This is a genomic window from Zoogloea sp. GDB6, from assembly GCF_056724105.1.
In genome coordinates this window covers 2,726,780-2,752,776 of sequence record NZ_CM161497.1, presented here as the reverse complement: position 1 = coordinate 2,752,776, position 25,997 = coordinate 2,726,780, and the positions used below count along the sequence as shown (strand labels likewise).

Annotated in this window: 14 protein-coding genes and 1 pseudogene; 13 read left to right on the top strand and 2 right to left on the bottom strand. The window is 64.8% G+C overall.

Annotated elements, in window-relative coordinates; all coding sequences use genetic code 11:
- The first annotated feature begins 66 nt into the window (after positions 1-66).
- From AC1PQG_RS12485 to AC1PQG_RS12475, 3 genes are all read left to right on the top strand, one after another.
- Entirely contained in the window at positions 67-3,933 is a 3,867-nt protein-coding gene (locus AC1PQG_RS12485) for an EAL domain-containing protein (protein WP_481122857.1), read from the top strand.
- A 76-nt stretch (positions 3,934-4,009) separates the two neighbouring features.
- Complete coding sequence (locus tag AC1PQG_RS12480; protein WP_481122856.1) at positions 4,010-4,291, top strand: high-potential iron-sulfur protein; 282 nt, start codon at positions 4,010-4,012, stop codon at positions 4,289-4,291.
- A gap of 157 nt (positions 4,292-4,448) precedes the next feature.
- Positions 4,449-5,450, top strand: coding sequence for an acyl-CoA dehydrogenase family protein (locus tag AC1PQG_RS12475; protein ID WP_481122855.1), 1,002 nt, complete (start codon positions 4,449-4,451; stop codon positions 5,448-5,450).
- A gap of 12 nt (positions 5,451-5,462) precedes the next feature.
- Here AC1PQG_RS12475 and AC1PQG_RS12470 read toward each other — a convergent pair whose 3' ends face one another.
- The gene (locus tag AC1PQG_RS12470; RefSeq protein WP_481122854.1) at positions 5,463-6,530 is read right to left on the bottom strand and encodes a DNA-binding protein; all 1,068 of its coding nucleotides are present in this window, start codon (positions 6,528-6,530) and stop codon (positions 5,463-5,465) included.
- Positions 6,531-6,730: 200 nt separating this feature from the next.
- On the opposite strand from AC1PQG_RS12470, the gene AC1PQG_RS12465 reads away from it, so the two are divergent.
- The 4 genes from AC1PQG_RS12465 (at position 6,731) to AC1PQG_RS12450 (ending at position 14,817) form a co-directional block, all read left to right on the top strand.
- Positions 6,731-8,068 carry a tyrosine-type recombinase/integrase gene (locus AC1PQG_RS12465; protein ID WP_481122853.1) on the top strand — a complete coding sequence of 446 codons (1,338 nt, stop codon included), beginning with the start codon at positions 6,731-6,733 and terminating at the stop codon, positions 8,066-8,068.
- A gap of 109 nt (positions 8,069-8,177) precedes the next feature.
- Positions 8,178-9,146, top strand: a complete 969-nt coding sequence (locus AC1PQG_RS12460; RefSeq protein ID WP_481122852.1) for a substrate-binding periplasmic protein — start codon at positions 8,178-8,180, stop codon at positions 9,144-9,146.
- Positions 9,147-9,149: 3 nt separating this feature from the next.
- Positions 9,150-12,224: a hybrid sensor histidine kinase/response regulator gene (locus AC1PQG_RS12455; protein WP_481122851.1), complete on the top strand. Its 3,075-nt coding sequence runs from the start codon at positions 9,150-9,152 to the stop codon at positions 12,222-12,224.
- Positions 12,202-14,817: an EAL domain-containing protein gene (locus AC1PQG_RS12450; RefSeq protein ID WP_481122850.1), complete on the top strand. Its 2,616-nt coding sequence runs from the start codon at positions 12,202-12,204 to the stop codon at positions 14,815-14,817. Before AC1PQG_RS12455 ends, AC1PQG_RS12450 begins: the two co-directional genes overlap by 23 nt.
- Positions 14,818-14,953: 136 nt before the next feature.
- On the opposite strand, the pseudogene AC1PQG_RS12445 reads toward AC1PQG_RS12450, so the two are convergent.
- A pseudogene (locus tag AC1PQG_RS12445) lies at positions 14,954-15,493 on the bottom strand (4-hydroxy-2-oxovalerate aldolase); the annotation flags it as partial.
- Here AC1PQG_RS12445 and AC1PQG_RS12440 point away from each other — a divergent pair.
- From AC1PQG_RS12440 to AC1PQG_RS12415, 6 genes are all read left to right on the top strand, one after another.
- Complete coding sequence (locus tag AC1PQG_RS12440) at positions 15,453-15,749, top strand: acyl-CoA dehydrogenase family protein (protein ID WP_481122849.1); 297 nt, start codon at positions 15,453-15,455, stop codon at positions 15,747-15,749. The pseudogene AC1PQG_RS12445 and the gene AC1PQG_RS12440 overlap by 41 nt on opposite strands.
- Before the next feature lie 791 nt (positions 15,750-16,540).
- Positions 16,541-20,593: a non-ribosomal peptide synthetase gene (locus AC1PQG_RS12435; protein ID WP_481122848.1), complete on the top strand. Its 4,053-nt coding sequence runs from the start codon at positions 16,541-16,543 to the stop codon at positions 20,591-20,593.
- Entirely contained in the window at positions 20,590-21,840 is a 1,251-nt protein-coding gene (locus tag AC1PQG_RS12430) for an NAD(P)-binding domain-containing protein (RefSeq protein ID WP_481122847.1), read from the top strand. The genes AC1PQG_RS12435 and AC1PQG_RS12430 overlap by 4 nt, the downstream gene beginning before the upstream one ends.
- Complete coding sequence (locus AC1PQG_RS12425) at positions 21,833-22,942, top strand: HlyD family secretion protein (protein WP_481122846.1); 1,110 nt, start codon at positions 21,833-21,835, stop codon at positions 22,940-22,942. Before AC1PQG_RS12430 ends, AC1PQG_RS12425 begins: the two co-directional genes overlap by 8 nt.
- A complete protein-coding gene (locus AC1PQG_RS12420) occupies positions 22,939-24,498 on the top strand; it encodes a DHA2 family efflux MFS transporter permease subunit (protein ID WP_481122845.1) in 1,560 nt (519 codons plus the stop codon). Before AC1PQG_RS12425 ends, AC1PQG_RS12420 begins: the two co-directional genes overlap by 4 nt.
- 8 nt (positions 24,499-24,506) lie before the next feature.
- Complete coding sequence (locus AC1PQG_RS12415) at positions 24,507-25,967, top strand: efflux transporter outer membrane subunit (RefSeq protein ID WP_481122844.1); 1,461 nt, start codon at positions 24,507-24,509, stop codon at positions 25,965-25,967.
- Positions 25,968-25,997 lie beyond the last annotated feature (30 nt).

Genomic DNA, 25,997 nt, shown 5'->3' with positions numbered 1-25,997 from the left:
AGTTCGATCGGCTGTTGAATGTTCTGCGGCCGCTTTGCCAAAGTGTGACGCGAGCAGGGGTATGTCATGGACGCGAGCGAACACGTCGCGAAGAACAATCCTGATTTCCGGCGACTTTTCAATGCCGCACCAGGTCTTTATCTGGTTCTGGACCGGGATCTCAAGATCGTCGCGGTCAACGAAGCCTACGTCAGAGCGACGAAGACACACCGGGAAGGCATTCTCGGAAAGCACATCTTCGATGTCTTCCCCGATAACCCTGAGGATCCGGGGGCAGAAGGCGTGCGCAATCTCCGGGCATCGCTGCTGCGCGTGCTGCAAACAGGCCTTGCGGATGCCATGCCGGTCCAGAAATACGATATCCGCCGCCCGGCGGAGGAGGGGGGCGGCTTCGAGGCGCGCTACTGGAGTCCGCTGAACACCCCGGTAGCAGGCGAGGATGGACGACTCGCCTACATCATCCATCGCGTCGAGGACGTCACCGAGTTCGTCCTCCTCAAGCAGCAGGGGGTCGAGGAGAGTCGGCTCAATGACAACCTGCGTCAGCAGGCCCTGCGCATGGAGACCGAGGTTTTCGCGCGCTCGCGGGAGGTGGCCGAAGCCAGTGCGCAGCTGAAGAGTGCGAACGAGGAGCTCGACCGGCTCTATCAGAAGACGCTGGAGCTCGACGAACTGAAGACCCAGTTCTTTTCAAACGTCAGCCACGAGTTGCGCACACCGCTGACGCTCATTCTCGGGCCGCTGGCAGATCTGCTGGCGTCTCCCCGCCTTCACGACGACGAGCGGAACAGGCTCAGCGTTGCACTGCGCAATGCACGGTTGTTGCACCGCCAGGTGGACAATCTGCTCGATATCGCGCGGCTCGACGCCGGTCGCATGGTGCTGCGCTATGCGCGCTTCGATCTGGCCGGCCTCGTCCGCGTGGTGGCCTCCCATTTCGATACAGTGGCCGCTGATCGTCGAATAACCTATCGGGTCGAGGGGCCTCAGAAACTCGAGGTGGACGCCGATGTGGAAAAGTGCGAAAGGATATTGCTGAATCTGCTGTCGAACGCTTTCAAGTTCACATCGAATGGAGGGCGCATTACGGTCAGCCTGACGCTGCAAGACGGTTGGCCGGTGATTCAGGTTGCGGATAGCGGTCCGGGTGTGCCCGAGCCCATGCGCCTGCTGGTCTTTGAACGCTATCGGCAAATTGGAGATGGCTCAGGGAAGTATCGAGGTGGTTCCGGTCTCGGCCTGGCAATCTCGAAGGAATTCGTCCTGCTGCACGGAGGGAGCATCGAGGTGAGCGGTGCGCCCCAGGGCGGCGCCCTGTTCTCGGTGCGACTTCCGCCATCCGCACCCTCGGGAGTGGTGGTCATGCCACATGGGCCGGATGTCTCGGACCTGGTGGCTGCTTATGTCGACGATCACGTGCAGGGCGCAGTGCCGGCGGATATCCCGGCTGCCGTAGCTACGGCGCCCCTGATCCTCGTGGTCGAGGACAACCCGGACATGCATGCCTTCATCGTTGGCGCCCTGCGGGAACATTACCGCATTGCCAGTGCCTTCGACGGCAAGGCGGGGCTGGACATGGCTCTGGATCAGCTCCCCGCGCTGATCCTGTCCGACGTGATGATGCCCCGCCTGAGTGGTGATGGCATGGTGGAGGCCATCCGGCGCTATCCGCAGTTTGACGATACGCCGATCGTGATGCTGACCGCCAAGGCCGATGATGCGTTGCGCAGCAAACTCTTGCAGCACGGGGTCCAGGATTACATCCACAAACCGTTCTCCACGAGCGAGCTGCTGGCCCGGCTCGCAGGCCTGATCAGCGAGCGCCAGCGGGTTGGCCGCAGGATGCGTAGTCTGGAGGAGCGTTTCCGGGCGACCTTCGAACAGGCGGCCGTCGGTATCGCCCACGTGGCACCAGACGGTCAATGGCTGCGTGTCAATCAGAAGCTCTGCGATATCGTGGCTTACTCGCGGGACGAGTTGCTGCAGCTGAACTTCCAGCGCATCACCCATCCCGATGATCTGGACGAGGACGAGGCGCTGGTACGGTGCGTGTTGGCCGGGGAGATCGACAACTACGATCTCGAAAAGCGCTACATCCGCAAGGACGGACAGGAAATCTGGGTCCACCTGACCGTTGCGCTGGTTTGCGATGCAGCCGGCGAACCTGAGTACTTCATTGCGGTCATTGAGGACATCACTAAGCGTAAGGCCACGGAAGCCGCCCTGATGGAGCGGGAGGCGAGATTGCGTCAAGCGGCAAGCGTGTTCGAGAGTGCCCGTGAAGGAGTGATGATCACCGATGCTGCAGGTGTGCTGGTGGCTGTGAATCGGGCTTTCATCGATATCACGGGCTATGGCGAGGCGGAAGTACTCGGCCGCAATCCCAGCCTGCTCCGTTCGGGCCGCCACGGGCCGGAGTTCTTCCAGGCAATGTGGTCGAGCCTTGACCGGAGCGGACAGTGGCAGGGCGAACTCTGGAACAGGCGCAAGAACGGCGAACTCTATCCCTGCTGGATGACGGTGTCGCGGGTCCTCGACGATCAAGAGCAAACCGCCAATTACGTGGCACTCCTGACCGACATCAGCCAGGTCCGGCGCAGCGAGGAACAACTCGCGCATCTGGCCCATTACGACCCGCTGACCGAGTTGCCCAATCGCCTGCTGCTGCAGTCGCGGCTGGAGCACGCCCTGGACCACGCGCGTCGCAGCGGCAACCGGGTGGCGGTACTGTTCATCAACCTTGATCATTTCCAGACCGTCAACGACAGCCTCGGCCACCGGGCAGGTGACCTGCTGTTGCTTGAGACATCCCGACGCCTGCGTGCGCGGGTACGCAACGAGGACACCCTCGGTCGCCTGGGTGGCGATGAATTCCTGCTGATCCTCGAATCAGTGACAAGCCCCGATACCGCCGCGGAAGCCGCCCAGTTCATCCTGTCCGCGCTGGAGACGCCTTTCCACTTCGGGGACGGGACGGAGCTGTATATCGCCGCCAGCATCGGGATCAGCATGTTCCCGGACAATGGGCAGACCGCGAACGAGCTGTTGCGGGATGCCGATACGGCCCTGCATCAGGCAAAGGCCCAAGGGCGCAACCGCTTCTGCTTCTATACCGCGGCCATGAACGCCGATGCGATTGCACGACTGGAACTGGATGCGGCATTGCGCAGAGCGGTGGGGCGCAAGGAGTTCAGGCTGTATTACCAGCCCAAGGTCGATCTCCAGACCGGACGGATCACGGGGGCGGAGGCGCTCATCCGCTGGCAGCGGGGCGACCGGGTGGAAGGGCCGGGCAGCTTCATCCCGCTGGCGGAGGCCACCGGACTCATCGTCGCCATCGGAACCTGGGTCATCGATGAGGCCTGCCGGCAACAACAAGCTTGGGAGGCGCGCTTCGGCGCCTGGGGACGGCTGGCCGTCAATGTCTCGGCCCGCCAGTTCCACTCCGGCAAACTGCCGGACATCGTCGGCGACGCGCTGGCCCGGCATTGCATCTCGGCAGGCAGTATTGAACTCGAACTGACCGAGAGCATGCTGATGGACGATCCGTTGCAGACCATCGAGATCCTGCACGAACTGAAAGGGCTTGGCGTCGATCTGTCCCTGGACGACTTCGGGACCGGTTATTCCAGCTTCGGCTACCTGAGTCGCTTTCCCATCGACGCACTGAAGATCGACCAGTCCTTCGTCCGTGGCATTACGACCGACCCGGAGTCAGGCCTGATCGCCGTTTCCATCGTGGAGCTGGCCCACCGCATGAAGCTGAAGGTCGTAGCCGAAGGGATTGAAACGGTCGTGCAGCGCGACTATCTCCGGGGCTGCCATTGCGATGAAATGCAGGGCTACCTGTTCTCCAGGCCCTTGCCGGTGGCGGATTTTGAAGACCTGTTGGTGCGACAGATCTCCGCAGCCGCGAAGCCGCTCCTTCAATGAAGCGATGGCCACGTACGCAGCACGGGCAATAATGGCGGCCTGATCCACCTTCATCACGACAGGGAGAGCAAGCATCATGAGCGCGAACCTTACACGCCGCCGCTTTATCCGCTTGAGCGTCGCATGCGCGACCTGCGTTCCGTTGGTCAGCCTGACCGGCGAGGCCACGGCGGCTACCAATCAGACTCTCAGGGCCCAGTACAAGTACCAGGACAGCCCGCTTGACGGCAAAAACTGTACGTCGTGCCTGGAATTCATCCCGGGCAGTTCCGCCACGGCGCCGGGGCGCTGCAAGCTCATTCCCGGCGACGATGAGATTTCGCCGAATGGTTACTGCACGCTGTGGAACACGATGTAGGCACGGTCAGCCTAGGCCGGTAGAGGTTTGCCGGCCACCTCGGCTGCGTCGCGGACCTGGGCTCGGCGCGCCTCGACGGCCAGGGCGCTCTGCCCAGCCGCTTCAGGTAGAAGCGTTGGCAGGGCAACCCCTCCAGTGAGGGGCCGAGCAGTAGCTCGTGGGGCCGCCAGTCGATGTGGGCCGGTGTGCCGGGATACTGCTCGCCAAACTCGACGAGCGCCTGCTATACATGTTCGTGATGATGAACGAGGCCCGCTTCGGCGTTGGGCTGGAAGGGCTGGCCATCGGCGAGCGGGCCTACCAGCAGGCGCTGGCTTATGCCCGCGAGCGGGTGCAGGGCAAGGACATGACGTCCCGTTCGCCGGAATCGGTGGCGATCATCCGGCATCCGGACGTGCGCCGCATGCTGATGCTGATGAAAGCCAAGATCGAGGCGATGCGGGCGCTGGCCTACGTGGTGGCCTCTTCGCTGGATCACGCCCACCAGGCGTCGGCTACCGATGAGCGGAACAAGCATCAGGCTTTCGCGGACCTTCTGATCCCGGTGGTCAAGGGCTGGCTCACCGAAACGGCCAACGAGCTGGCCTCGATCGGCGTGCAGGTGCATGGCGGCATGGGCTTCATCGAGGAAACCGGTGCCTCCCAGCATTTCCGCGACGCCCGCATCATCAACATCTACGAGGGCACCACCGGCATCCAGGCGCTGGACCTGATCGGCCGCAAGACCGCACGTGACGGTGGTGCCGCGGCCAAGGCATTGGTCGCGGAGATGCTCGCCCTCGACGGCCAGCTGGCGGAGCAGGCCGATGCCGACTTCACGGTGATCCGCCAGGCGCTGGTGGAAGGCGCAGCGGAGATGGACGACTGCGTCGATTACATCGTCGAGAAATTCGCGGCGAACGTTGCGGAGGTGGCGGCGGGCGCGGTGCCGTATCTGATGCTGGTCGGCATCGTCGCTGGTGGCTGGCAGATGGCCCGTGCGGCCTTGGCGGCGCGTCGACGGCTGGATGAAGGTAGCGGCGACGCGAGTTTCTATCGCGCGAAGATCGCGACCGCCCGTTTCTACGCCGAGCACGTGATGACCCAGGTGGCCGGGTTGTCGCGTACGGTGCGCGAAGGTGGAAAGTCGGTGCTGATGCTGGACGACGAGCAGTTCTGATCGCCGATCGCGTTATTGCATTTCCTCCCCTCCCGGTTTGGCCGGGGCAGGGAGGGGTGCCGAGGCCAGTTGCGTCACGAGTTCCTGCGTGCGCATCTCGGCGTCCCTTGCCCGCGTGGCTTCACGCGTAACTTGCTGTTCAAGCATCTCGATGCGGGCCGCCTGCGCACTGCTCATGGCGGCCTGCTCCTGCAGGCTGAGGTTCATGGTCGCAAGGTCTGCCTTGAGTGCTGAAATATCGCCGTCCCGTGCATTGACGATCGCAGTCAGCTCCCTGGCGTGGGAGGTCTGTGCCGCTGCGCGCTCCTCCGCTTCGTCCGTCTTCTTCCGCTGGGCGACAAGGGCGCTATCCAGCGCCGCTGCGCGTTGCCGCCATTCCTGCACCGCAGCGGCGTGATCCTGGCGCAGCTGGTCGGTCTGTCGCATCAGATGCTCCCGCTCGCCGGCGGCGCGTTCCCGTTCGATACGTAGCTCGTCGATCAGGCGGTTGCGTTCTGCGGCGGCCTGTACGCCGAGTTCCATGACCTGCATCCGGTGTTCGTCGCGCAGGTTTTCCAGTTGTCGCTGATTCTCAGCGATCGTCGCCACCTGCTGCTCGCGCTGGGCCAGCAGGTCCGCGATCATCGCTTCGCGGGCCAACTCGGCTTCCTTCAGGCTGTCGAGTTCGGTCTGCAGGCGTGCGGTTTCCGCGCGTTCGTCACGTAGCCTGTCCTGGGCTTCGGCGCTTTCCCGGCGCGCCTGATCCGTAGCCTGCCGGAGTTCCCCGGCCTGCTTGTCGAACTCGGCCTTTAGCGTCTGCTCGGCTGCGGCTGCGCCTTCCGCCGACAGGGCGAGGAGGGCGTCGAACAGGCTCTTCGCCTTGAGCTGCAGGCTTTCCGGCCAGCTGCCAAAAAGCGGGTGACGGTTCAACGCTGTGGCCTGTACCTGACGTTCCCGCCATTCGCGGATATGGGCCGAGACGATGCGCGTGGCGCCCTTGCCTAGTTGTTCGTGGACCTTCAGGTAGGTCGGGTTCTCTCCGGCGGCGGCGAGGTCATTGCACACCGCTTCAACCATCTCGTAGCTCACTGCGCTGGCCATTGGCGCGTTTCCTCTTCTTGTGGGCAGGTCTGCCAGTCTTGTCGAGTGTTATGTTGCGATAGTTTCATAAATTGCGCAATTGCGCAATTTATGACTAACGCCGAGAATAATAATGTCGAGTTCTGTAATTATCGTTACTATATGCATGTAATCGGCCCCGACGAGCTGCAGTACGTCAGAAGAATCGATAGGCACCCATGATGAGCAAGATCAGACCTCCGCAGGACGGTGAAGCAAGCTTCGATCTCGTGGTGCCAGACGCTGGTCTGCGCGTGGGCGTAAGCTTCCTGGCGCCGAACATCGCAAACTCGCTTGGCGTCACCAACGACAGGGACGCCGTGCTGGTGTGGCTCAACACCCGCGCCAAGAACGCCAATACCCGCAAGGCCTATCTTCAGGAGCTTCGTCGTTTTGCCACTTTCCTGGCGTGCCTGCGCGGCGCCTCCCTGGCGCAGGCGACGGTGGCCGATCTGGAAGCCTTCCGAGCATGGCTGGCGGTGCCGTACCTGCCGGAGCAAGGCTGGCCGGCGGGCTACCTGCCGTTCCGGACCGATGGGGCCGGCAAGCTGCTGGGCTTGTCCATCGGCAGCCGCCGGCGGGCCGACATCACGGTTCGCGGCCTGTACCGTTTCCTTCATGAGGGCGGTTACCTGCCCACCAACCCCTTCTTGCAGCTCGGCAAGCTGACCGGAGAGGAAATCTCCATCGAAGAGCTGTCGCGCCTTGGCATGTCGCCCCAGCAGTACGCGCGCAAGCTGCGTCAGGATGCGATACGGGAAGACAACCTGGCGGCCGACAAGGCTTTTTCCTTCGACCTGTGGCGATGGTTGCGCGCCTTTCTGGACGCGCCGGAAAACACCTGGAAGATCCCGTCCGCGGATGACGAGCCAGAGCAGGGGGCTGATGCGCCTGAGCCGTGGCCGATGGAGCGCCGCGCCCGCCTGTGCTGCATCCTGCTGTTCAGCTACGCAGCCGCGAGCCGGCGTGCCGAGCTGGCCGAGGCGACGATGAGCGCGGTCGTCAAGAGTGGTACGCGCTGGGTCTGGAAGGTCGTAGGCAAGGGGCGCAGCGCCACCGATGGCCCCGATCGGGTGACGCTGGACGAGGATGCCGTCGCGGCCTTGCAGCATTACCGCCAGGCGCGTGGTCTCGGCAGCTATCCGGACAGCAGCGAATACGACATCCCGCTGATCGCCAAGCTGAGCCCCAAACGGGCCCGCCGGGTCGAACTCAAGACGGGCGAGGGCGTCACTCCCGGCTATCTGAACTCGGAGCTACGCCGCTTCTTCAATTTTGTCGCCCCCTTTGCCGCCCAGGTTGAACCTCACTGGGAGATCGATCTCCGGAGCGCCGCGTCCCATTGGTTGCGCCATACCCGTGGCAGCCATTTCGCGCTGGGGCATGTGTCTTTGGCGAGGACCGCCGAGCAGCTCAGACACAAGGACCCGCGCACCACCAGCCGCTACTACGTGCATATGAAGGACGAGGAGCGCGGCGAGGCGGTGGATGCGGTCGCGAGGCTGCTGAACGGCGCTTAGCAGGTGTGGGTTTCCGTCATGGGCGGTGGTGGTGGCGTCTTGTCGCTTGCCCGTCGGAGTCGAGGTCCGTGCCCGCCCGGAGGCTTCACGATTGGCGACGGGGTGGGTAATGTTCGCCTCAATGAGCAATGAAGAGCACGCAATCATTGGACATGAAGACTTGAGTCGTCTGTTGCCGGAGCCCACCGTCACGCGCTTTGCCGGGTTGCTCATGTGGCTGCTTGTGGCCGCAGTGCTGACCGGCTCGCCATGCGTTCGGGCCGAGGAGGTGCCGCTGCGTTATTTTCCTGCGGGTCCGATTTATGAATATCGCTGGAAGCTCCTTGAATTGGCGTTGGCCCATGGGGTTCCGGCAGGCACGCCGCGGGTCCGACTCGCCCCATATCCGGAGGAGGTGACCCAGAACAGGGGGGTGGCCTTGCTGCAGTCCGGCGCGATCGACGTTGTCGCCCTTGGTACCAATGCCGAGCGGGAAGCTCAGATGCGGCCTATCCGGATCGACATCCTGCGGGGCATTGTCGGTTACCGGCTGCTTGTCATTCGTGCGGCGGACCAGGCGCGCATCGCCGGCATGGACGACCGGGCATTGCGTGCGCAACTCATTTTCGGCCTCAACAGCCAGTGGGCCGATCTGCCCATCTTGCGGGCCAACGGTTTTACGGTCGTTACCTCGAGCCGTTACGAAAATCTCTTCGGCATGCTCGCAGCGGGGCGCTTCGACGCCTTCACGCGGGGGCTCAACGAAGCCACAAGGGAACTGGGCGAGCGCCGGGCGAGATATCCCGGCCTTGCGGTCGAGAATACGCGAGCACTGTATTTTCCTTTTCCGGTGTACTTCTGGGTCCGTAACGATAACCAGGCGCTGGCTGAGCGGATCGAACGGGGCCTGCGACTGGCTCTGGCCGATGGCTCCTTTCGGGCCCTGTTCGAGAGCTACCATGCTGCGGAGATCGCCAGGCTCGCCCACGAACGGCGCCATGTGATCCGCCTCGCCAATCCGATCCTGCGCAGTCCGGCTGACGAGCCGGACACGCGCTGGTGGTGGCGGGATGACGGTGCCTCCCTGGCGGGGCGGTGAAAAATGGCGACACCTCAGACTCTTTCCAAACGGCTGCTCCGTACCATGTTGCCGGGCTATCTGATCATCGCACTGACGATGACGGCGGCCCAACTGGCGATCCAGTACGCGAACATCAGCCGCAGTGTTGACGATGACCTGATCTCGCTGGCGCGAACAGTAGAACCCGGCATAACCACCGCGGTGTGGGAACTCGATGCTGTACAGCTTGCGTCCATCGCCAAGGGCGTGCGGCAGAACGCCATCGTCACCGGCGTCCGCGTCGACTCCGTGGAAGACCAGCAACTGGTCGAGGACGGCGATGTGCCGAGGCCGGGCGACGCGGCGGGCCGGGCCATACTGAAGCGCTACAAGAGCGCAACGCTGCCGCTGGTTTATCAGACCAAGGGTGTGGCGCCACGCAGGATCGGGCAGCTCACCTTGTATTCGAATCGGGATGTGGTTCTGGACCGGGTGGCGTATGGATTCGGCGTCGTGCTGCTCGACTCCGTGCTGTTCACTCTCGGTTTGTGGTTGATCTTTCAATGGACAGTCCGCTTTCGCCTGTCGCAGGCGGTCACCCGCGTTGCCAAGGCAGTGAAAAGCTGGCGCTTTCGTCCGGACGACGCACCCGTGGACAACATCGACTATCCCTACCGGGACGAGCTGGGTGAGTTGGTGAGCGCCTTCAACGACAGTCGCCGGCGGCTCTTCGATTCCCTGCGCGAACTCGACGCCCTCAACCGTAACCTCGAGACGATGGTTGACGCGCGCACGGCTGAGCTGACCAAAGCCAAGGAAGACGCCGAAGCGGCGACCCGCACGAAGTCGGAATTCCTTTCCAACATGAGCCATGAGATCAGAACGCCGATGAATGCCGTCCTCGGCATGCTCTACCTTGCACAGCAGGCCGAGCTGACGCCGGACTTGCGCAGCAAGCTCGGCAAGGCGCAGGGGGCTGCCCGCTCCTTGCTCGGCATCATCAACGATGTTCTCGATTTCTCGAAGATCGAGGCCGGCAAGCTGGAGGTGGAGGAGGTCGAGTTCGCCCTCGATGGCGTACTTGAGCAAGTCACCGATGCGATTGGCTACGAGGCGGCCCGCAAGGGCATCGAATTCCTTATCCGCTACGACCCGGCGATTCCCGCCCGCCTGCTGGGAGACCCCCTCCGCTTGGGGCAGATCCTTCTCAACCTGTGTGGTAATGCGGTGAAATTCACGGAGCAGGGCGAAGTGGAGCTGGCCCTTCACGCGCTCAGTATCCGCAACGATGCGCTCAGCCTGCAGGTGTGCGTGCGCGACTCCGGCATTGGCATGTCGGAGGAGGTGCAAGCGCGCATGTTCGAGCAGTTTTCCCAGGCCGACCAATCCACCACGCGCCGTTTCGGCGGGACCGGCTTGGGCCTGGCCATCAGCCGGCGTCTGGTTGAATTGATGGACGGGCGAATCTGGGTCGAGGAGTCCCGCCCGGGCAAGGGCACCTCGATCTGCTTCACGGTGCATCTGCGGGTCGCGCCGCAAGCCGGAGCCGCTGCGCGGGGGCTGGCCGAACGGGCCGGACCACTGCTGAAGGGCGTGCGTGTGCTACTGGTCGAAGACAACCACGCCGCCCGGGAGATCCTCGGCGAAATGCTGCACTTCCTCCATGTGGAAGCCACAGCGGTCGGCACGGGGATCGAGGCGCTAGCCGCGCTGCGCAACCCTGGTGCTACGCCTTACGATCTGGTCCTCATGGACTGGCACCTGCCGGGCGTGCACGGCGACGAGGTCGCCCGGTTGATTGGCAGCGATCCGTCCATTGCCCAGCGTCCGAAGGTAGTCATGGTCACTTCCTACGGCCGCGACGACGTCATGCGTCTGGCCGAGCGGGCCGGGGTCGAGGGTTTCCTGGTCAAGCCGGTTTCCCCGTCCATGCTGCTCGATACGTTACTCTCGGTCCTGGGGCGAGTCCGCCTCCTGCCCCCGGCATCGGACGGCTTGCCGACGGAGGCCGGCGGCGGACATGGCGGAACGGCCCGTCTGGCTGGCGCACGGGTGTTGCTGGTGGAAGACAACGACATGAATCGGGACTTCGCGTCGGAGCTGCTGCGCAGCGAAGGGATCGAGGTGGATGAGGCGCACAATGGTCAGGAGGCCGTGTTCAAGGTCGGCGAGCACGACTACGATGCTGTGCTGATGGACATTCAGATGCCGGTCATGGACGGACTCGAAGCGGCCACGCGGATCCGTGCGCTCGCCTCCAGCCCCGCGCGCCAGCGTTTAGCCGAGGTGCCCATCATCGCGATGACGGCACTGGCCATGGAGCAGGATGCAGCACGTTGCCTGGCTGCTGGCATGAACGATCATATCGCCAAGCCCATTGACCCGCAGAGGCTGTTCGAGGTCCTGCTCGCCTGCGTGTCCCCGAAGCTGGCGCAGCGTAATGCCCTCCGGGCCACGGAGGCGGGGTCGATGGCGACCGATGCTTGTCCGTCGGACCTGCAGGCGCTCACTTGTTTCGATGCCGAAAGGGGGATCCGCCGTATCGGCGGACGGCCCGAAGCCTACCGGCGGCAATTGAAGCGCTTTCGGGAGCACTACAGCAACGCGATCAGCGAGTTGCGCCGTCTGCTCCGAGAACGGGGCACAGCGGCGGCGGAGGCCTATTGCCATGCATTGCGGGGCGTGACCGGCAATCTTGGCGCCGGCCCGCTGTATGCTCAGCTCATGCTCGTCGATGAAGCCCTCAGGAATGATGTCCTGCCCGACGAAGTCGTGCTGCTCCGGGCAGAAGTGCAGTTCGTCGAGGCCATCGGCGAAATTGATGCGCTGATGTCTGCCAACAGCCGACTGGCCCAAGGAAAAGCGCAGCGGCTGGCGCCTGACGCGCTGCAGGAATTGCTGAAGCGCTTGGGAGATGCGCTGGAGTACGATCTAGGGGCCGTGGAAGGTTTGCTCGGCGAACTGCGAGCCGGGGTTGCAGATACGCCGCTGGCGGCCGATATCGATGTACTGGCGGCCGAGCTCGATATTTTCGATCTCGATGCGGCGCGGCACCGACTGGGTGAGCTGAAGGCCGACGAGCGGATACCGAAAAATGACTCAGCAGACAAGCAATAGTAGACCCGTGGAAGAGCGCCCGCGCGTGCTGATCGTGGATGATGTCCACGAGAACCTGCATATATTGGTCGGTATCCTGCGCGACGAGTACGCCATTTCCGCCGCGACCGGCGGAGAAAAGGCCCTCGCGCTGGCCCATCGCCATCCGCAGCCCGACCTGATCCTGCTCGATGTCCGGATGCCCGGCATCGACGGCTATGAAGCACTCGCCCGGCTGAAAGCCGACCCTGCCACCATGGGAATCCCGGTGATCTTCGTGTCGGCCCTATCGGATCCGGAGGACGAAACCCGCGGGCTGGCAATGGGCGCCGCCGATTTCGTCACCAAGCCGGTCAGCCCGGCCCTCCTCAAGGCGCGCATCCGCAGCCAGCTCGAATTGAAGCGCTACCGCATCCCGCAGCCACTGGTGAGCATCGTGCCCCACGACGGCGGCGACCGCCAGAAGGCGATTCTGATCGTGGACGATGTGCCCGAGCACATCCACGAGCTGCTCGAAGCGTTGAAGGACGAATACCGCATCCTCGTGGCCTGTAACGGCAGCCAGGCGCTCGAAATCATGCAAGGCACATCGCCCCCCGACCTGGTCCTGCTTGATGTGGTCATGCCTAGCATGGACGGCTACGAGGTGTGCCGCCGCATCAAGGCGAGCGCGGTTGGTAGCCGTATTCCGGTCATCTTCGTGACGGTCGTTGACGAAATCCGTGACAAGGTGAGGGGCTTTGAACTGGGCGCCGCAGACTACATCACCAAGCCCTTCGATATCGACGAGGTGCGCGCACGCGTCCGTACCCATCTCGAGCTGGCGCGACTGCGGCACGTGCTTGAAGACGTGGTCAGCCAGCGCACGGCCATGCTGCAGCTCAGCGAGGAACGCTACCGTCACCTGGCCCATCGAGACGCGCTCACGGGCTTGCCCAACCGGATGCTGTTTGCCGAACAACTGGCTCACGCCATTTTGTCAGCGGAGCGGAGCGCTACGCCCTTCGCGCTGCTCTTCATCGATCTGGACAACTTCGCAAGCATCAATGAAAGCCTCGGCCATGGCGTCGGCGATCAGGTGCTGCTGGAAGTTGCCAACCGCCTGCGGACACTCTTTCCCGACAACGATGCTATCGCCCGCATCGGTAGCGACGAATTCAACGTGGTGATGGACATGGCCATCTGCCATTCGCCGGTGGACCTCACGGCCCAGCGCGTGATCGATGCCCTGGCCAGGCCGTTCCAGCTGAACGGTGACAGCGTATATGTGGGCGCCAGCCTCGGTATCGCCCTTTATCCCAGTGACGGCACCACCGCCGAAGCCCTGCAGAGCAACGCCGACGCCGCGCTGCACCAGGCCAAGGCTCAGGGCAGGGGAAGCCTGCGCTTCTTCTCCCCTGAGATGACCAACCGTGCCCGCCGGCGCCTGACGCTGGAAGCCGAACTGCGCCGTGCCCTCGACAGGGGTGAATTCCGCCTGCACTACCAGCCGCAGATCGACCTCGCCGACAATCGCCTCATCGGCCTCGAAGCCTTGGTGCGCTGGATCCATCCCGAGCGCGGCATCATCTCGCCCGCCGAATTCATTCCCCTCGCCGAAGAAAACGGCCTCATCGTCCGCCTCGGTGACTGGGTGTTGGACGAAGCCTGCCGGCAGATTCGTGCCTGGTGCGACGCAGGACACGCGCCGCGCCGCACGGCAGTTAACGTTTCTGCGGTGCAGCTGAGCCGCGGACGCCTCGTGGACTCCGTCAAGGGTGCTTTGCAGCGCAGCGGTATCGCCCCGCAGCAGTTGGAACTGGAAATCACCGAGAGCTTCGTGATGGCCAATGAAGACGAGGCTTTCCGCTCCCTCGCCGAGATCAAGGCGCTTGGCGTGCACCTCTCAATCGACGACTTTGGTACCGGCTATTCGTCCCTCGCACGTCTGCAGCGGCTGCAGGTCCATAAGCTCAAGATCGACATGTCCTTCGTGCGGGATATGACTACCAACAGCGGCAACGCTTCCATCGTCAAATCCATCATCGCCCTCGGCCATGGGCTGGGCCTCGAGGTCGTGGCCGAAGGCGTTGAAACCACTGCCCACGCCGACCGACTGCGTGCGCTGCGTTGCGATGCCGCCCAAGGCTACTGGTTCAGTCGTCCCCTGGCCGCCGATGCCGTGCCCGGCTTCATGAACAGCCACAAGGACGCACATCCTATTGCTCAGCCAGAGGCCCCAGGTGCGTTGCTGATCGTAAACCGGGAGCCCAGCGTCCGGTCGGCCCTCAGGCGCGCTCTGCGCCGGGAAAGCCGTCGCACGCTGACTGCGGCCAACGGGGAGGCTGCGTTGGCGCTGCTCGCGGAACATCAGATTGGCGTACTGATCGCCGATCAGCGCACGCCGGGGACAGGCGGGGCAGACCTGCTATACCAAGTCAGGCAAGACTACCCGGAGGTCGTGTGCATTGCCCTTTCCGCCGCCGAGGACGAGGACGCGGCCCGCGACGCTGTCCTGCGTGGGGATATCTTCCGTTTTCTTGCCAAGCCCTGGTCGGATGCCGAGTTACTGCAGGTCGTGGGAGCAGGGCTGCGGCAATGCGTTGCGCGGAGCGCTGTGTCAAAGAAGTGCTGAACACACGCTTTAACGCATTCCTGTAACTGGCGTATGCATATCTGGCTAATGTGAACACGTCCTAGCCCTTGCGTCTGGGGATGGCTGACGTCGGTTCAGTGCCGAAGCAGGCCGAAGCCCGTAGCTTGATCGAGCTTCATGCTGCAAGCCCCCGTTCGCGCGCCATCGTGATGGCCGTGTCTTCGATCATGTCCTCCTGCCCGCCGACCATGCCACGACGGCCCAGTTCGACCAGGATGTCGCGGGCCGGCACGCCGTACTTCTTGGAGGCGCGCTTGGCGAACAGCAGGAAGGAGCCATACACGCCGGCGTAGCCGAGGGTCAGCGCGTCGCGGTCGATGCGGATCGGGAAGTCCATGATCGGCACCACCAGGTCTTCGGCCACGTCGGTGATCTTCGCAACATCCACGCCGGTCTCGATGCCCATCAGGCTGCACACGGCGATCAGCACTTCCATCGGCGTGTTGCCAGCCCCGGCACCCAGGCCGGCGGCGGCCGCGTCGATGCGCGTGGCGCCCACTTCGATGGCGGCGATGCTGTTGGCCACGCCCATCGCCAGGTTGTGGTGGCCGTGGAAACCCAGCTCGGTCTCCGGCTTCAGCGCTTCACGCACCGCGCTGAGGCGGGCTTTGACGGTGTCGGGCAGCAGGTGGCCGGCCGAGTCGGTCACGTGCATCTTCGCGCGCGGCGAGAACGCCACCGGACCGGAAGCGCTGGTCTACAAGTACGCCTGGTCGAACTGGCACCGGGATCTGGGCCAGCTGGCGATGGACGTGATGGGAACCGCGGGGGATGTGCCGGCCAGCGAAGACCCGTGGCGCCGGCTGCAGCAGGTGTTCTTCTTCTCCCGCGCCGACACGATCTACGCCGGGACCAACGAGATCCAGCTCAACATCATCGCCGAGCGAGGGCTGGGGATGCCCAAGACTTAGCGAGACGAAGCAGCTCCGCTGCGCATATGCCACGCCCCATCCTGGGCGTGGCGCACATCTGCAAGAAAAAGAAAATCTCCGGTGCCGCCGGAGGTTTTCTTTTTTGCGGTGAATCACGATGCGTTTGCGGGTGAATTGATGCTGTGCTGCAGCATCTTTCCTGGAATTTATTGGGACCGAATTGGGCTCTGATGTCAGGATTACGAAAGGTGATATGAAAAAAACGATATCCGTTGTAAAGAAATTCTGACAAAATCGCGCCCGAACATTTTATCAGGCAGATTCGGGCAGGAACAACGTCATTATTTTGAAATGTTTATCGATAAAACCTGAATAGGTGCGATTTGCATGTTGCATGCGCCACATTGGTGCGTGCAATTTGTCACTTTTGATACGCGGTAGGAGAAAGCGTATTCAGGCTAGAAATTGCCGAAGGCCGGCTTCCGCAGCATTCGGATGTATACCGGGCTGCGAAAGAATTAGCATTTCATAATAGTCTTAACTTCCTCTTTTCAGTGCTCGATGTCTGCTGATGGATGGCGCCGTATATGGCTGCCAATTGGCAAGGCGTGCGATCCATTTTGCCGTGGGCAAGCATCGTTACGGGCTGGAATGTCGTACAGGGACCGATCGGGCCCGTGCCACCGGAGGCTTGTTCGGGTGAAGTCATGTGCGTGCCGGCTGTGGCTTTCTGCACCTGAATACTGAGTACTCGAAAACTGCTGCATTTGCCGAATAAATGCAAAATGCATAAATAAATTCGTATTTGAACCCTGGAAGAGGAATTGAAAATGCTCGGCGCACAGGATGATCAGCAGGATGGTGGGGAAACCGCATCCGAACCCTATCCCCTCACCGAATTACAGCACGCCTATTGGGTGGGGGAGCAGGAGGTGTACAGGTTTCATACCGTGCCTTTCCTGTATCTCTGCTACTTCAGTGCGGAACTCGATATCCCGCGGCTCGAGGCCGCCCTTGGCACAGTGCTGCAGGCCACGCCGGAGCTGTCCATCGAGTTCCTGCCGGACGCCAGCCAGCGCATGGTGGAGCCGCCGGCCGGCGCCATTTCCCTGTCGGTGACCGATTGGCGGGATCGCCCGCCCGTCAGTGCGCTTGAGCTGCAGGAATTCAACAAGCGGCAGATGGAAGAAAAGCTGGAATTGCTCGGCAAGCACGTCCAGCTGACGGCCTTTCTCGACCGCGTGGCGGAAGGCTATTACCTCAATTTCGCGTTCCGCCTGATTTCCTTCGACGCTTATTCGGTCCGCCTCTTCTTCGACGCCCTGGCCCGGGTGTACAACGGGATGGGGTTGCCGACGCACCCGCGCGCGCCGTTCCCGGAGTTCATCGACAAGCGCCGCAACGTGAAGGAAAGCGCGGCCTTCGAGCGCTCCTTCAAGTACTGGCAGGACCGCGTCGAGTCCCTGCGCCATGCGCCCGAACTGCCGGTGGTGGAACACGAGCGCATGCCCGAGCGGTCGAGCTTCAAGCGCGTGCGTTTCCTGCTCCCGCCCGAGCGCGTCGCGCACATCAACGCGCAGGCACGCCGGCTGGGCGTCAGTCTGAGCGCCGTGTTCTGCACCGCCTACGCAGACGTCCTGCGCCTGTGGTCGCGCAATCCGTCCTTCGCCATCAACATGTTGATGAGCCACCGGCCGTCGAACGATCCACGCTACCAGCGCGCCTACGGCAACTTCGGCAGCACGCTGCTGCTGGAGGCGGCGGACACCCGCGGCAGTTTCCTGGAGCGGGCCAAGGCGCTGCAGATGCAGCTGGCGCGGGATATCCGCCATGCGCGGGTGGCCGGAGTTGACGTGATCCAGGCCATGGGCCGCGTCGGGGCGGGGCTGCCGGTGATGCCGGTGGTGTTCGCCAGCTCGCTGGGGCTCGACATGCCCGAGGATATCCTGCTGCCGAGCGCGGCGGGCTGGGCGAGCTGTGGCGGCGGGCTGCACACGCCGCAGGTGTGGCTCGACTGCCAGGTCTACATGTACGGCGACGAGCTGGTGATGAACTGGGACTACGTCGAGGGCCTGTTCCTGCCGGGCGTCGTCGAGGAGATGTTCGAGACCTTCCAGCGCCACGTCGAGGCCATCATGGCGGCGGAGGTGCCGGAGGAGGCGATGCTGCTGCCGCAGTTGCCGGCGGCGGCGCTGAAGGCTCGCGAGACAGCCAACCGTACCGACAAGGCGCTGCCGACCGGGTGCCTGCAGGATTTCTTCGCCGAGGCCTGTACGCGCCACGGCGACCGGCCGGCGATCATCGCCGCCGACCGGACCGTCGCCTACCAGGACCTGTGGCGCTGGACCACCAATCTGGCGGCGCGGCTGCGTGGCGCCGGTGTCGGCCCCAACGACCTGGTGGCGATCGTGTCGCGGCGCAGCTGGCGTCAGGTGGCGGCGACGATGGCGGTGGTGCAGTCCGGTGGCGCCTATCTGCCGATCACCGCCGACCAGCCGGTGGCGCGCAAGGAATGGCTGATCGCCCGTCCGGGCGTGAAGGTCGTGCTGGTCGAGCGCGATCTGGCGGACGGCCTCAGCGTGCCGGCGGGCGTCACTGCCATGCTGCTCGACGAGGTGCTGCCGGACGCAGTGCCGGAGGCTGTCGCCATCGAGCCCGTGCAGCGCGAACAGGACCTGGCCTACGTGATCTTCACGTCCGGCTCGACTGGACAGCCGAAGGGCGTCGCCATCGACCACCGGGGCGCCGTCAACACCATCCAGGACGTCATTGCACGCTTCGGCCTCGATTGCGAAGACCGCCTGATCGGCCTGTCCAGCTTCAACTTCGACCTTTCGGTGTTCGACATCTTCGGCGGTCTCGGCGTCGGTGCGGCGCTGGTGCTGCCGCCCCACAGCGAGACGCCCGCGCCGGACGAATGGGCGGCCGTCGTGCGTAATCATGGCGTAACCGTCTGGAACACCGTGCCGGCGTCCCTGGAGATGCTGATCGAGTTCCTCGGGCCGTTGGCCACCAGCGAGCTGCAGTCGCTGCGCCTGGTGATGCTGAGTGGCGACTGGATCCCGGTGACGTTGCCGGAGCGCCTCAAGCACACCGTGCCGGGCGCCACGCTGATCAGTCTGGGCGGGGCGACCGAGGCGTCGATCTGGTCCAACTATTTCCCGGTGGATGGCGTGCCGGCCAACTGGAAGAGCATTCCCTACGGCTGGCCGTTGGCCAACCAGAGCTTCCACGTGCTGAACCGCGACCTGCAGCCGGCGCCGGACTGGGTGCCGGGTGACCTGTACATCGGCGGTATCGGCCTGGCGCGGGAGTATTACGACGACCCGCTGCGTACCGCCGAGAGCTTCATCAATCATCCGCAGACCGGCGAGCGCCTGTACCGCACCGGCGACGTGGGCCGTTACCACGAGGACGGCTGTCTGGAATTCCTCGGCCGCCTGGACGGCCAGGTGAAGATCCGCGGCTTCCGCATCGAGCTGGAGGAGATCGACGCGACGCTGGTGCGTTGTCCGGGCATTCGCGCCGCGGCGACGGTGGTCGTGCGCAAGGGCGGCGACAGCCGCCTGGTGGCCTTCTACCAGCCTGCCGGCCCGCGCCTGCCGGTCGTCGACGAGATCCGCGGCCACCTGGCTGCCAGCCTGTCTCCATACATGGTGCCATCCCAGTTCATGGGGCTGGATGCGCTGCCGGTGACGCCCAACGGCAAGGTCGACCGTAAGGCTCTCACGGCATTGGCTGAATCGCTAAACCACGAAGCCGGCCCACGGCGCATGCCGGAGAGCGCCACGGAGCAGCGTCTGGCGACGCTTTGGTGTCAGCTCCTGGGCGTCGAATCCATCGGGGCCGAAGAAGAGTTCTTCGATCTGGGGGGCACCTCGCTGCTGGCTGTCCGTCTGATCAACGCGATCACCGCCGAGTTCGGTCGCAGCCTGCCGCTGGTGTCCCTGCTGCGCCACGGCACCATCGCCGCGCAGGCCCTCATGCTGGACAAGGACGCGACCCGCAGCGAGCAGCGCAGTGCGCTGGCCGTGCTGCGCGAAGGGGAGCAGGGCATCCTGGCCGTCGTGCATCCGGTGGGCGGCAACATCCTGTGTTACCGGGAACTCCTCGAAATGCTGCCGCCGGGAATGGCGGTGCTCGGGCTGCAATCGCCGGGCGACGGCAGTAAGCGGGAGCTGCCGGGCCTGGCCGCGGGTTACGTGGATGCCCTGGCGGCGTGGACCAAGGGCCGGCGCATCCACCTGCTCGGCTGGTCAATGGGTGGCGTGATTGCCCAGGAGATGGCCCGCCAGCTGGAGATGAGCGGACAGGCGCCGGCCAGCGTGACGATGATCGACAGCTGGATGGGCGCGCGCCAGGGCGGCGAGCAGCGCCTCGAAGGCGAAGTGCTGATGCGCAACTTCCTGCGCGACCTGATCGGCGGCGAACTGCCGCGCGACTTCGATGCGCTGGCAGAGCTGTCCGAAGCAGACCGGCCGGCCTTCGTCGTCCATACCCTGCAGCGCATCGGTGGGGCAGCCGTCTCCGAAGACGAGTTCCGCACGCTGCTCGCCGAGTACCAGGCCAACTACAACGCGCTGATCAATCACCAGGCGCGGGTGACCGCGACGCCGGTGCGGTTGTACCGGGCCAGCCGCAGCATGGACTTCCCGCTGCTGGCGCCTTTTGCGGTGCCGGAAATGGCCAACCTGCAGGTGATCGACTGGGAAGGCGACCACTTCTCGGTGGTCAGCCGCGCCTCCCTGGAACGGATCGTGGTGCAGTCCCTCGGCCTTGCCGACGATGCCCGCTGCGCACTGCCGGAGGGCGGCGACCCGCTGCCCGCCGGCAAACGGGTCTCCGACTCGGACAACTCTCAAATGGAATCGACCCTTCAATGAGCGAACACTTCGATACCCTCGTCATCGGCGGCGGACAAGCCGGGCTGGCGACGAGCTACCACCTTTCCCTCCAGCAGTGTGCGCACCTGGTGCTCGAACGGGGCGACATCCCCGCGCCGGTGTGGCGTGACGACCGCTGGGATTCCTTCACGCTGGTGACGCCCAATTGGGACTTCCGCCTGCCCGGCGCGCCCTATGCGGGTGAAGCGCCGGAAGGCTTCATGCCCCGTGTCGACATCGTCAGCACCTTCAAGGACTACGTGGAGCGTTTCCAGCTGCCGCTGCGCTGCAACACCGAGGTGACGGCGGTCGAGGCCGATCCGCTCGGCTTCCGCGTGAAAACCGCCGAGGGCCGCAGCTACACCGCGCGCAACGTGGTGATGGCCACGGGCCTGTTCCAGTTTCCGCGCCGCCACGGGATGGCCGCCAAGCTGGCGTCGTCGGTCGTGCAGATGCACTCCGGCGCCTACCGCAATCCGGACGCTCTGGCGCCGGGCGGTGTGCTGGTGGTCGGCAGCTCCCAGTCGGGTTGCCAGATCGCCGACGAGCTCAACCGCGCCGGCCGCAAGGTCTTCCTGTGCGTCGGGCCGCACACCCGGGCGCCGCGGCGCTACCGGGGCAAGGATATCTTCGAGTGGATGAAGCTGTCCGGCCTGGCCGACCAGACCGTCGACACCCTCAGCTCGCCGAAGCTGAAGTTCGCACCCAACCCGATCATGGCCGGCCGGCCCGACGGCAGCATGAACCTGCACCACTTCGCCAAGGCCGGCATCCGCCTGCTCGGCTCCCTGCAGGACATGGACGGGACGGAGATCCGCCTGGCGTCCGACCTGCACGACAACCTGACCGTCGCCGACCGCTTCGAGGCCGGCCTGCTGCGCCAGATCGACCAACTGGTGGCAATGCGCCAGCTCGATCTGCCGGAGGAGGGCTTGCCCGCTGGCGACGAGGGCTTTGCGCAATCCCAGCCGGACCGCGTCGACCTCGCCGCGGAAGGCATCTCCACGGTGATCTGGGCCACCGGCTATGGCTTCGACTTCGGCCTGGTGCGCTTCCCGGTCTTCGACGAGGACGGCTATCCGCAGCAGACGCGCGGCGTCACGGCCCAGGAAGGCCTGTATTTCATCGGCCTGCCGTGGCTGCACAACAAGCGCTCCGGCCTGCTGAGCGGAGTCGGCGAGGATGCCGCCTACGTGGCGGAACACATTTGCGCACGCGACCTACAAGAGGAGGCTGCGAGTGAGTGAGGCTACCCCGGCTCCGGCCGTTCCGCCCGCGTCCGGCCCGACCCCGAAGTCGGCCAGGAAGGTCAAGCTGATCCTCCTCGTGCTGCTGCTCGCCGCGCTGGCCGCCGCCGGTCGCATGTGGTGGCGCAGCACCTACTTCGAGGAGACCAACAACGCCTACGTGGATGGGCACATCAGCGCAATCGCCCCGCGGGTCGAGGGCGTGGTCACCAAGGTGATGGTTACCGACAACCAGCTGGTGAAGGCGGGCGACGTGCTGGCCGAGCTCGACCCGGCCGACTTTGCGGTGCGTTCGGACAAGATCAAGGCGCAGTTGCAGGAAGTGGAGGGCGAGCTGCTGAAGCTCGACGCGCAGATCGAGCAGGGCGAAGCCCACGCCCGCGCGCTCGACGCCCAGTCGGCCCGCAACCTGGCGCAGATCGCGCGCTTCAAGCGTGACGCCGAGCGCCAGATCGCCCTCAACAACAAGGAGATCAAGGCCGTCACCGAGACCGAGCTGAACGCTGCCGTCGCGGCGCGTGACAGCGCCTACGCCGACGAGGCCGCCCAGAAGGAAGAGATCAAGGCGGCCAAGGCCGGCGTGCGGGCGCTGCAGTCCGGCCGCGAGGCGCTGCTGGCGCGCAAGAAGGCGCTGGAGGCGGAGGTCCGCAACGCCGGCCTGCAGCTCGGCTACGCCACCATCAAGGCGCCGGTCGATGGCCGCATCGGCAACAAGGCGGTCGAAGTGGGCGCCCACGTGGCGGTCGGGCAGCGTCTGTTCGTGATCATCCAGGACGGCGTGTGGATCAACGCCAACTTCAAGGAGACCCAGCTGCATGACCTGGCGCCGGGCCAGAAGGTGAAGGTCGTCCTCGACAGCCTGCCGGGGCAGGACATCGAAGGCCGCGTGGACAGCTTCGCACCGGCTTCCGGCGCGAAGTTCGCGCTGCTGCCGCCGGACAACGCGACCGGTAACTTCACCAAGATAGTCCAGCGCGTGCCGGTCAAGGTCACCTTCGCGCCGGAGACGCCGAAGGCGCTGCTGGACAAGGTGGTGCCGGGAATGTCCGCGCAGATCGAGATCGACCTGCGCCAGGGGCAGCCCGAGGCGGGCGCCCGATGAGCACTGCGCAGGCGGCCGGGGCGGCCGAGGTTCCGGCCCGCACCTGGCTCGCCATCGGCGCGGCGATCCTCGGCGTCTTTATGGCGGTGCTGGATACGCAGATCACCAACGCGTCGCTGCCGGAAATCCTCGGCTCCCTGTCCGCGTCGATGGAGGAGGGGTCGTGGATGAGCACGACCTACCTGGCGGCCGAGGTCGTGGTGATCCCGCTGACAGGCTTCTTCCTGCGGGTCTTCGGCGCGCGTGCCTACATCCTGGTCAATACGGTCCTGTTCCTGGTGCTGTCCACCCTGTGCGGCTTTGCCTGGAACCTGGAATCGATGATCGTCTTCCGGGCGCTGCAGGGTTTCTTCGGCGGGGCGCTGATCCCCACCGCGATGACTCTCGTCATCACCCGGCTGCCGCCCGGCAAACGCCCCATCGCGCTGGCCTGGCTGATGCTGGCCAGCACACTCGCCCCAACGCTGGGGCCGACAGTCGGCGGCATCCTCACCGAGAGCTACGGCTGGCCGTCGATCTTCTTCATCAACTGGGCGCCGGGCATCCTGATGTTCGCCGGCGTCGCCATCGGCCTCGATCCTCAGAAGCACCACCTCGACCTGCTGCGCAAGCTGGACTGGGCGGGCATCGGCGGGATGATCCTCGGCCTCGGCGCACTGATCGTCTTCCTGGAAGAGGGCAACCGCAAGGACTGGTTCGATTCCGACTTCATCCGCAGCATGGCCTTCATGGCCTTCGGCGGCATCACGGTGTGGATCGGCACCCAGCTGCTGCGGACGGAGCCCTTCGTCAATGTGTGGCTGTTCGGGCGGCGCAACTTCACGGTGTCGTCGGCCGTCGGCGCGGTGGTCGGCATGGGGCTGTACGGCTCGACCTTCGTGCTGCCGCTGTTCCTCGCCCAGATCGCCGGCTACAACTCGCGGCAGATCGGCGAAGTCATCATGTGGATGGGCCTGCCGCAGATCCTGGTCACGCCCTTCGCTGCGGTGTTCGCCAAGAAGTTCGACAACCGCATCATCTGCTCCGTCGGCCTGGTGCTGTTCTCGGTGTCATGCTTCATGAACTCGACGATGACGGCCAGCACCGGCTACGACCAGCTCGTCACGTCGCAGGTGTTCCGCGCCCTCGGCCAGCCGCTGATCATCATCACACTGTCGAACATCGCGATCCACCGGGTCGAAGCCCTCAACTTGTCGTCCGCGTCCAGCCTGTACAACATGAGCCGTGTGCTCGGCGGCGCGGTGGGCACGGCCATCCTGTCCACGGCGATCACGATGCGCGAGCATTTCCATTCGGAGCGGCTGGTCGATTCGGTCACGCTGTTTTCGACCACCACGCGGGAATACCTCGCCGCCTTCACGAAAGTGCACCTTCAGGCCGGCGGCGACCCGGTGCACGCGAGCCATCAGGCCCTCGCCAACCTGAACGGGATCGTGCAGCGGGAAGCCTACGTGATGGCCTTCAACGACAGCTTTTTCATCCTTGGTTGTGTCTTGCTGGCTGCGGTGGGTCTGGTCTGGATGGCCGATCGCATCGTCGCACCGAAGGACAAATAGGAGTGCCCATGAACAAGACACGTCCGCTGATCATTGCGTTGATGTCCCTGCTGGGCGGCTGCGCCGCCCAGGGTACTTTCGCGCCGGCGCCCGAACCGGTGACGCCGCCGAGCTACCGCAACGCACCGGCCGAGGTTCCGAACACGCTGCAGGCCAACTGGTGGCGGATCTACCAGGACCCGGTGCTGAACCACCTGGTCGAGACCGTGCAGGCACGCAACCCGTACACTGAGGTGGCCCTGCTGCGCGTGGCGGAGGCCCAGGCCGGGGTGCAGGCGACGTCCGCCGATCTCCTTCCCAACGTGGGCTTCGGCGCGAGCGCTGACAAGAGCCACACCTCCGTCAATACGCCGCTGGGCAAGCTGCTGGGCGGGCGCACCATCGCCGGAAAAACCTACAAGCTCGGCGTCAGCGCGTCCTGGCAGCTCGACCTGTGGGGGCGCGTGGCCCAGGCTGTCGAGGCGGCCAAGGCGCAGGCCGGCGCGGCCGAGGCCGTCAAGCGGCAGATCGCGCTGGTGCTGGCCAGCGAGGTGGCGGTGGCCTACTGGCAGTTCCGCGCGGCGGACGCCGATCACGCGCTGCTCACCAAGATCCGCGACGAGCGGGCGGAGGCGGTCAGGCTGGGCGCGCTGCGCCTCGAGGCTGGGCTGGGCACCGAGCAGGACTGGCTCGACGCCAAGGTCGAGCTGGCCAAGGTCGAAGCCGAGATGAGCGAAGTTCGCGTCAAGCGGGCGATGGCCGAGCAGGAACTGGCCACGCTGATGGTCGAGCCGGTCAAGGACTTCCGCGTGCCATCCGACCCCGCCTACCGCCTGCCGGCGATTCCGCAGGTGGCGCCTGGGCTGCCGGCCGTCATCCTCGCGCGGCGGCCGGACCTGATGGAGTCGACGCAGAACATCCGCGCCCTGCTGGCCGTGGAGCGCATTGCCGAAACTGCCTTCTACCCGTCGATCAGCCTGACCGGCGCCTATGGTTTCGCGTCGTCCCAGTTGAAGAGTGCGGTCAATCACAGCTCCCGGGAGTTCTCCATCGGGCCGCTGGCGCTGTATCTGCCGCTGTTCGACGCCGGCCGCAACCAGGCCAATCTCGACGCGGCCCGATCCCGCTACCGGCAGGCGGTGGATGTGCACCAGGTCAGCGTGCTGATCGCGCTGCGCGAGGTGGATGATGCGCTGGTGCAGGTGGAGGCGGCCAACGAGCAGATGCGCACCCTCGGCCTGTCGCTGGCGGCCAGCCAGCGGGCGTCGGCAGTGGCCAGGGCGCGCTTCGAGCACGGCCAGAACACCTACCAGAAGGTCGCGTCGGCGCGGGCCGGCGCGCTGGCCGTCGAGCGCAGCCTGGTGCGCAGCCAGTCGGAAGGGCTGCTCGCCACGGTCCGCCTGGTCGCCGCGCTGGGCGGTGGTTGGGAGGGCGTGGAAGGAAAGGACGGCGCGAAGCCGGCCAAGGACGTCATGGCCCGCTCCGAGTAACGGCCAACCGGCATCGGCCCGTTGCTGGCC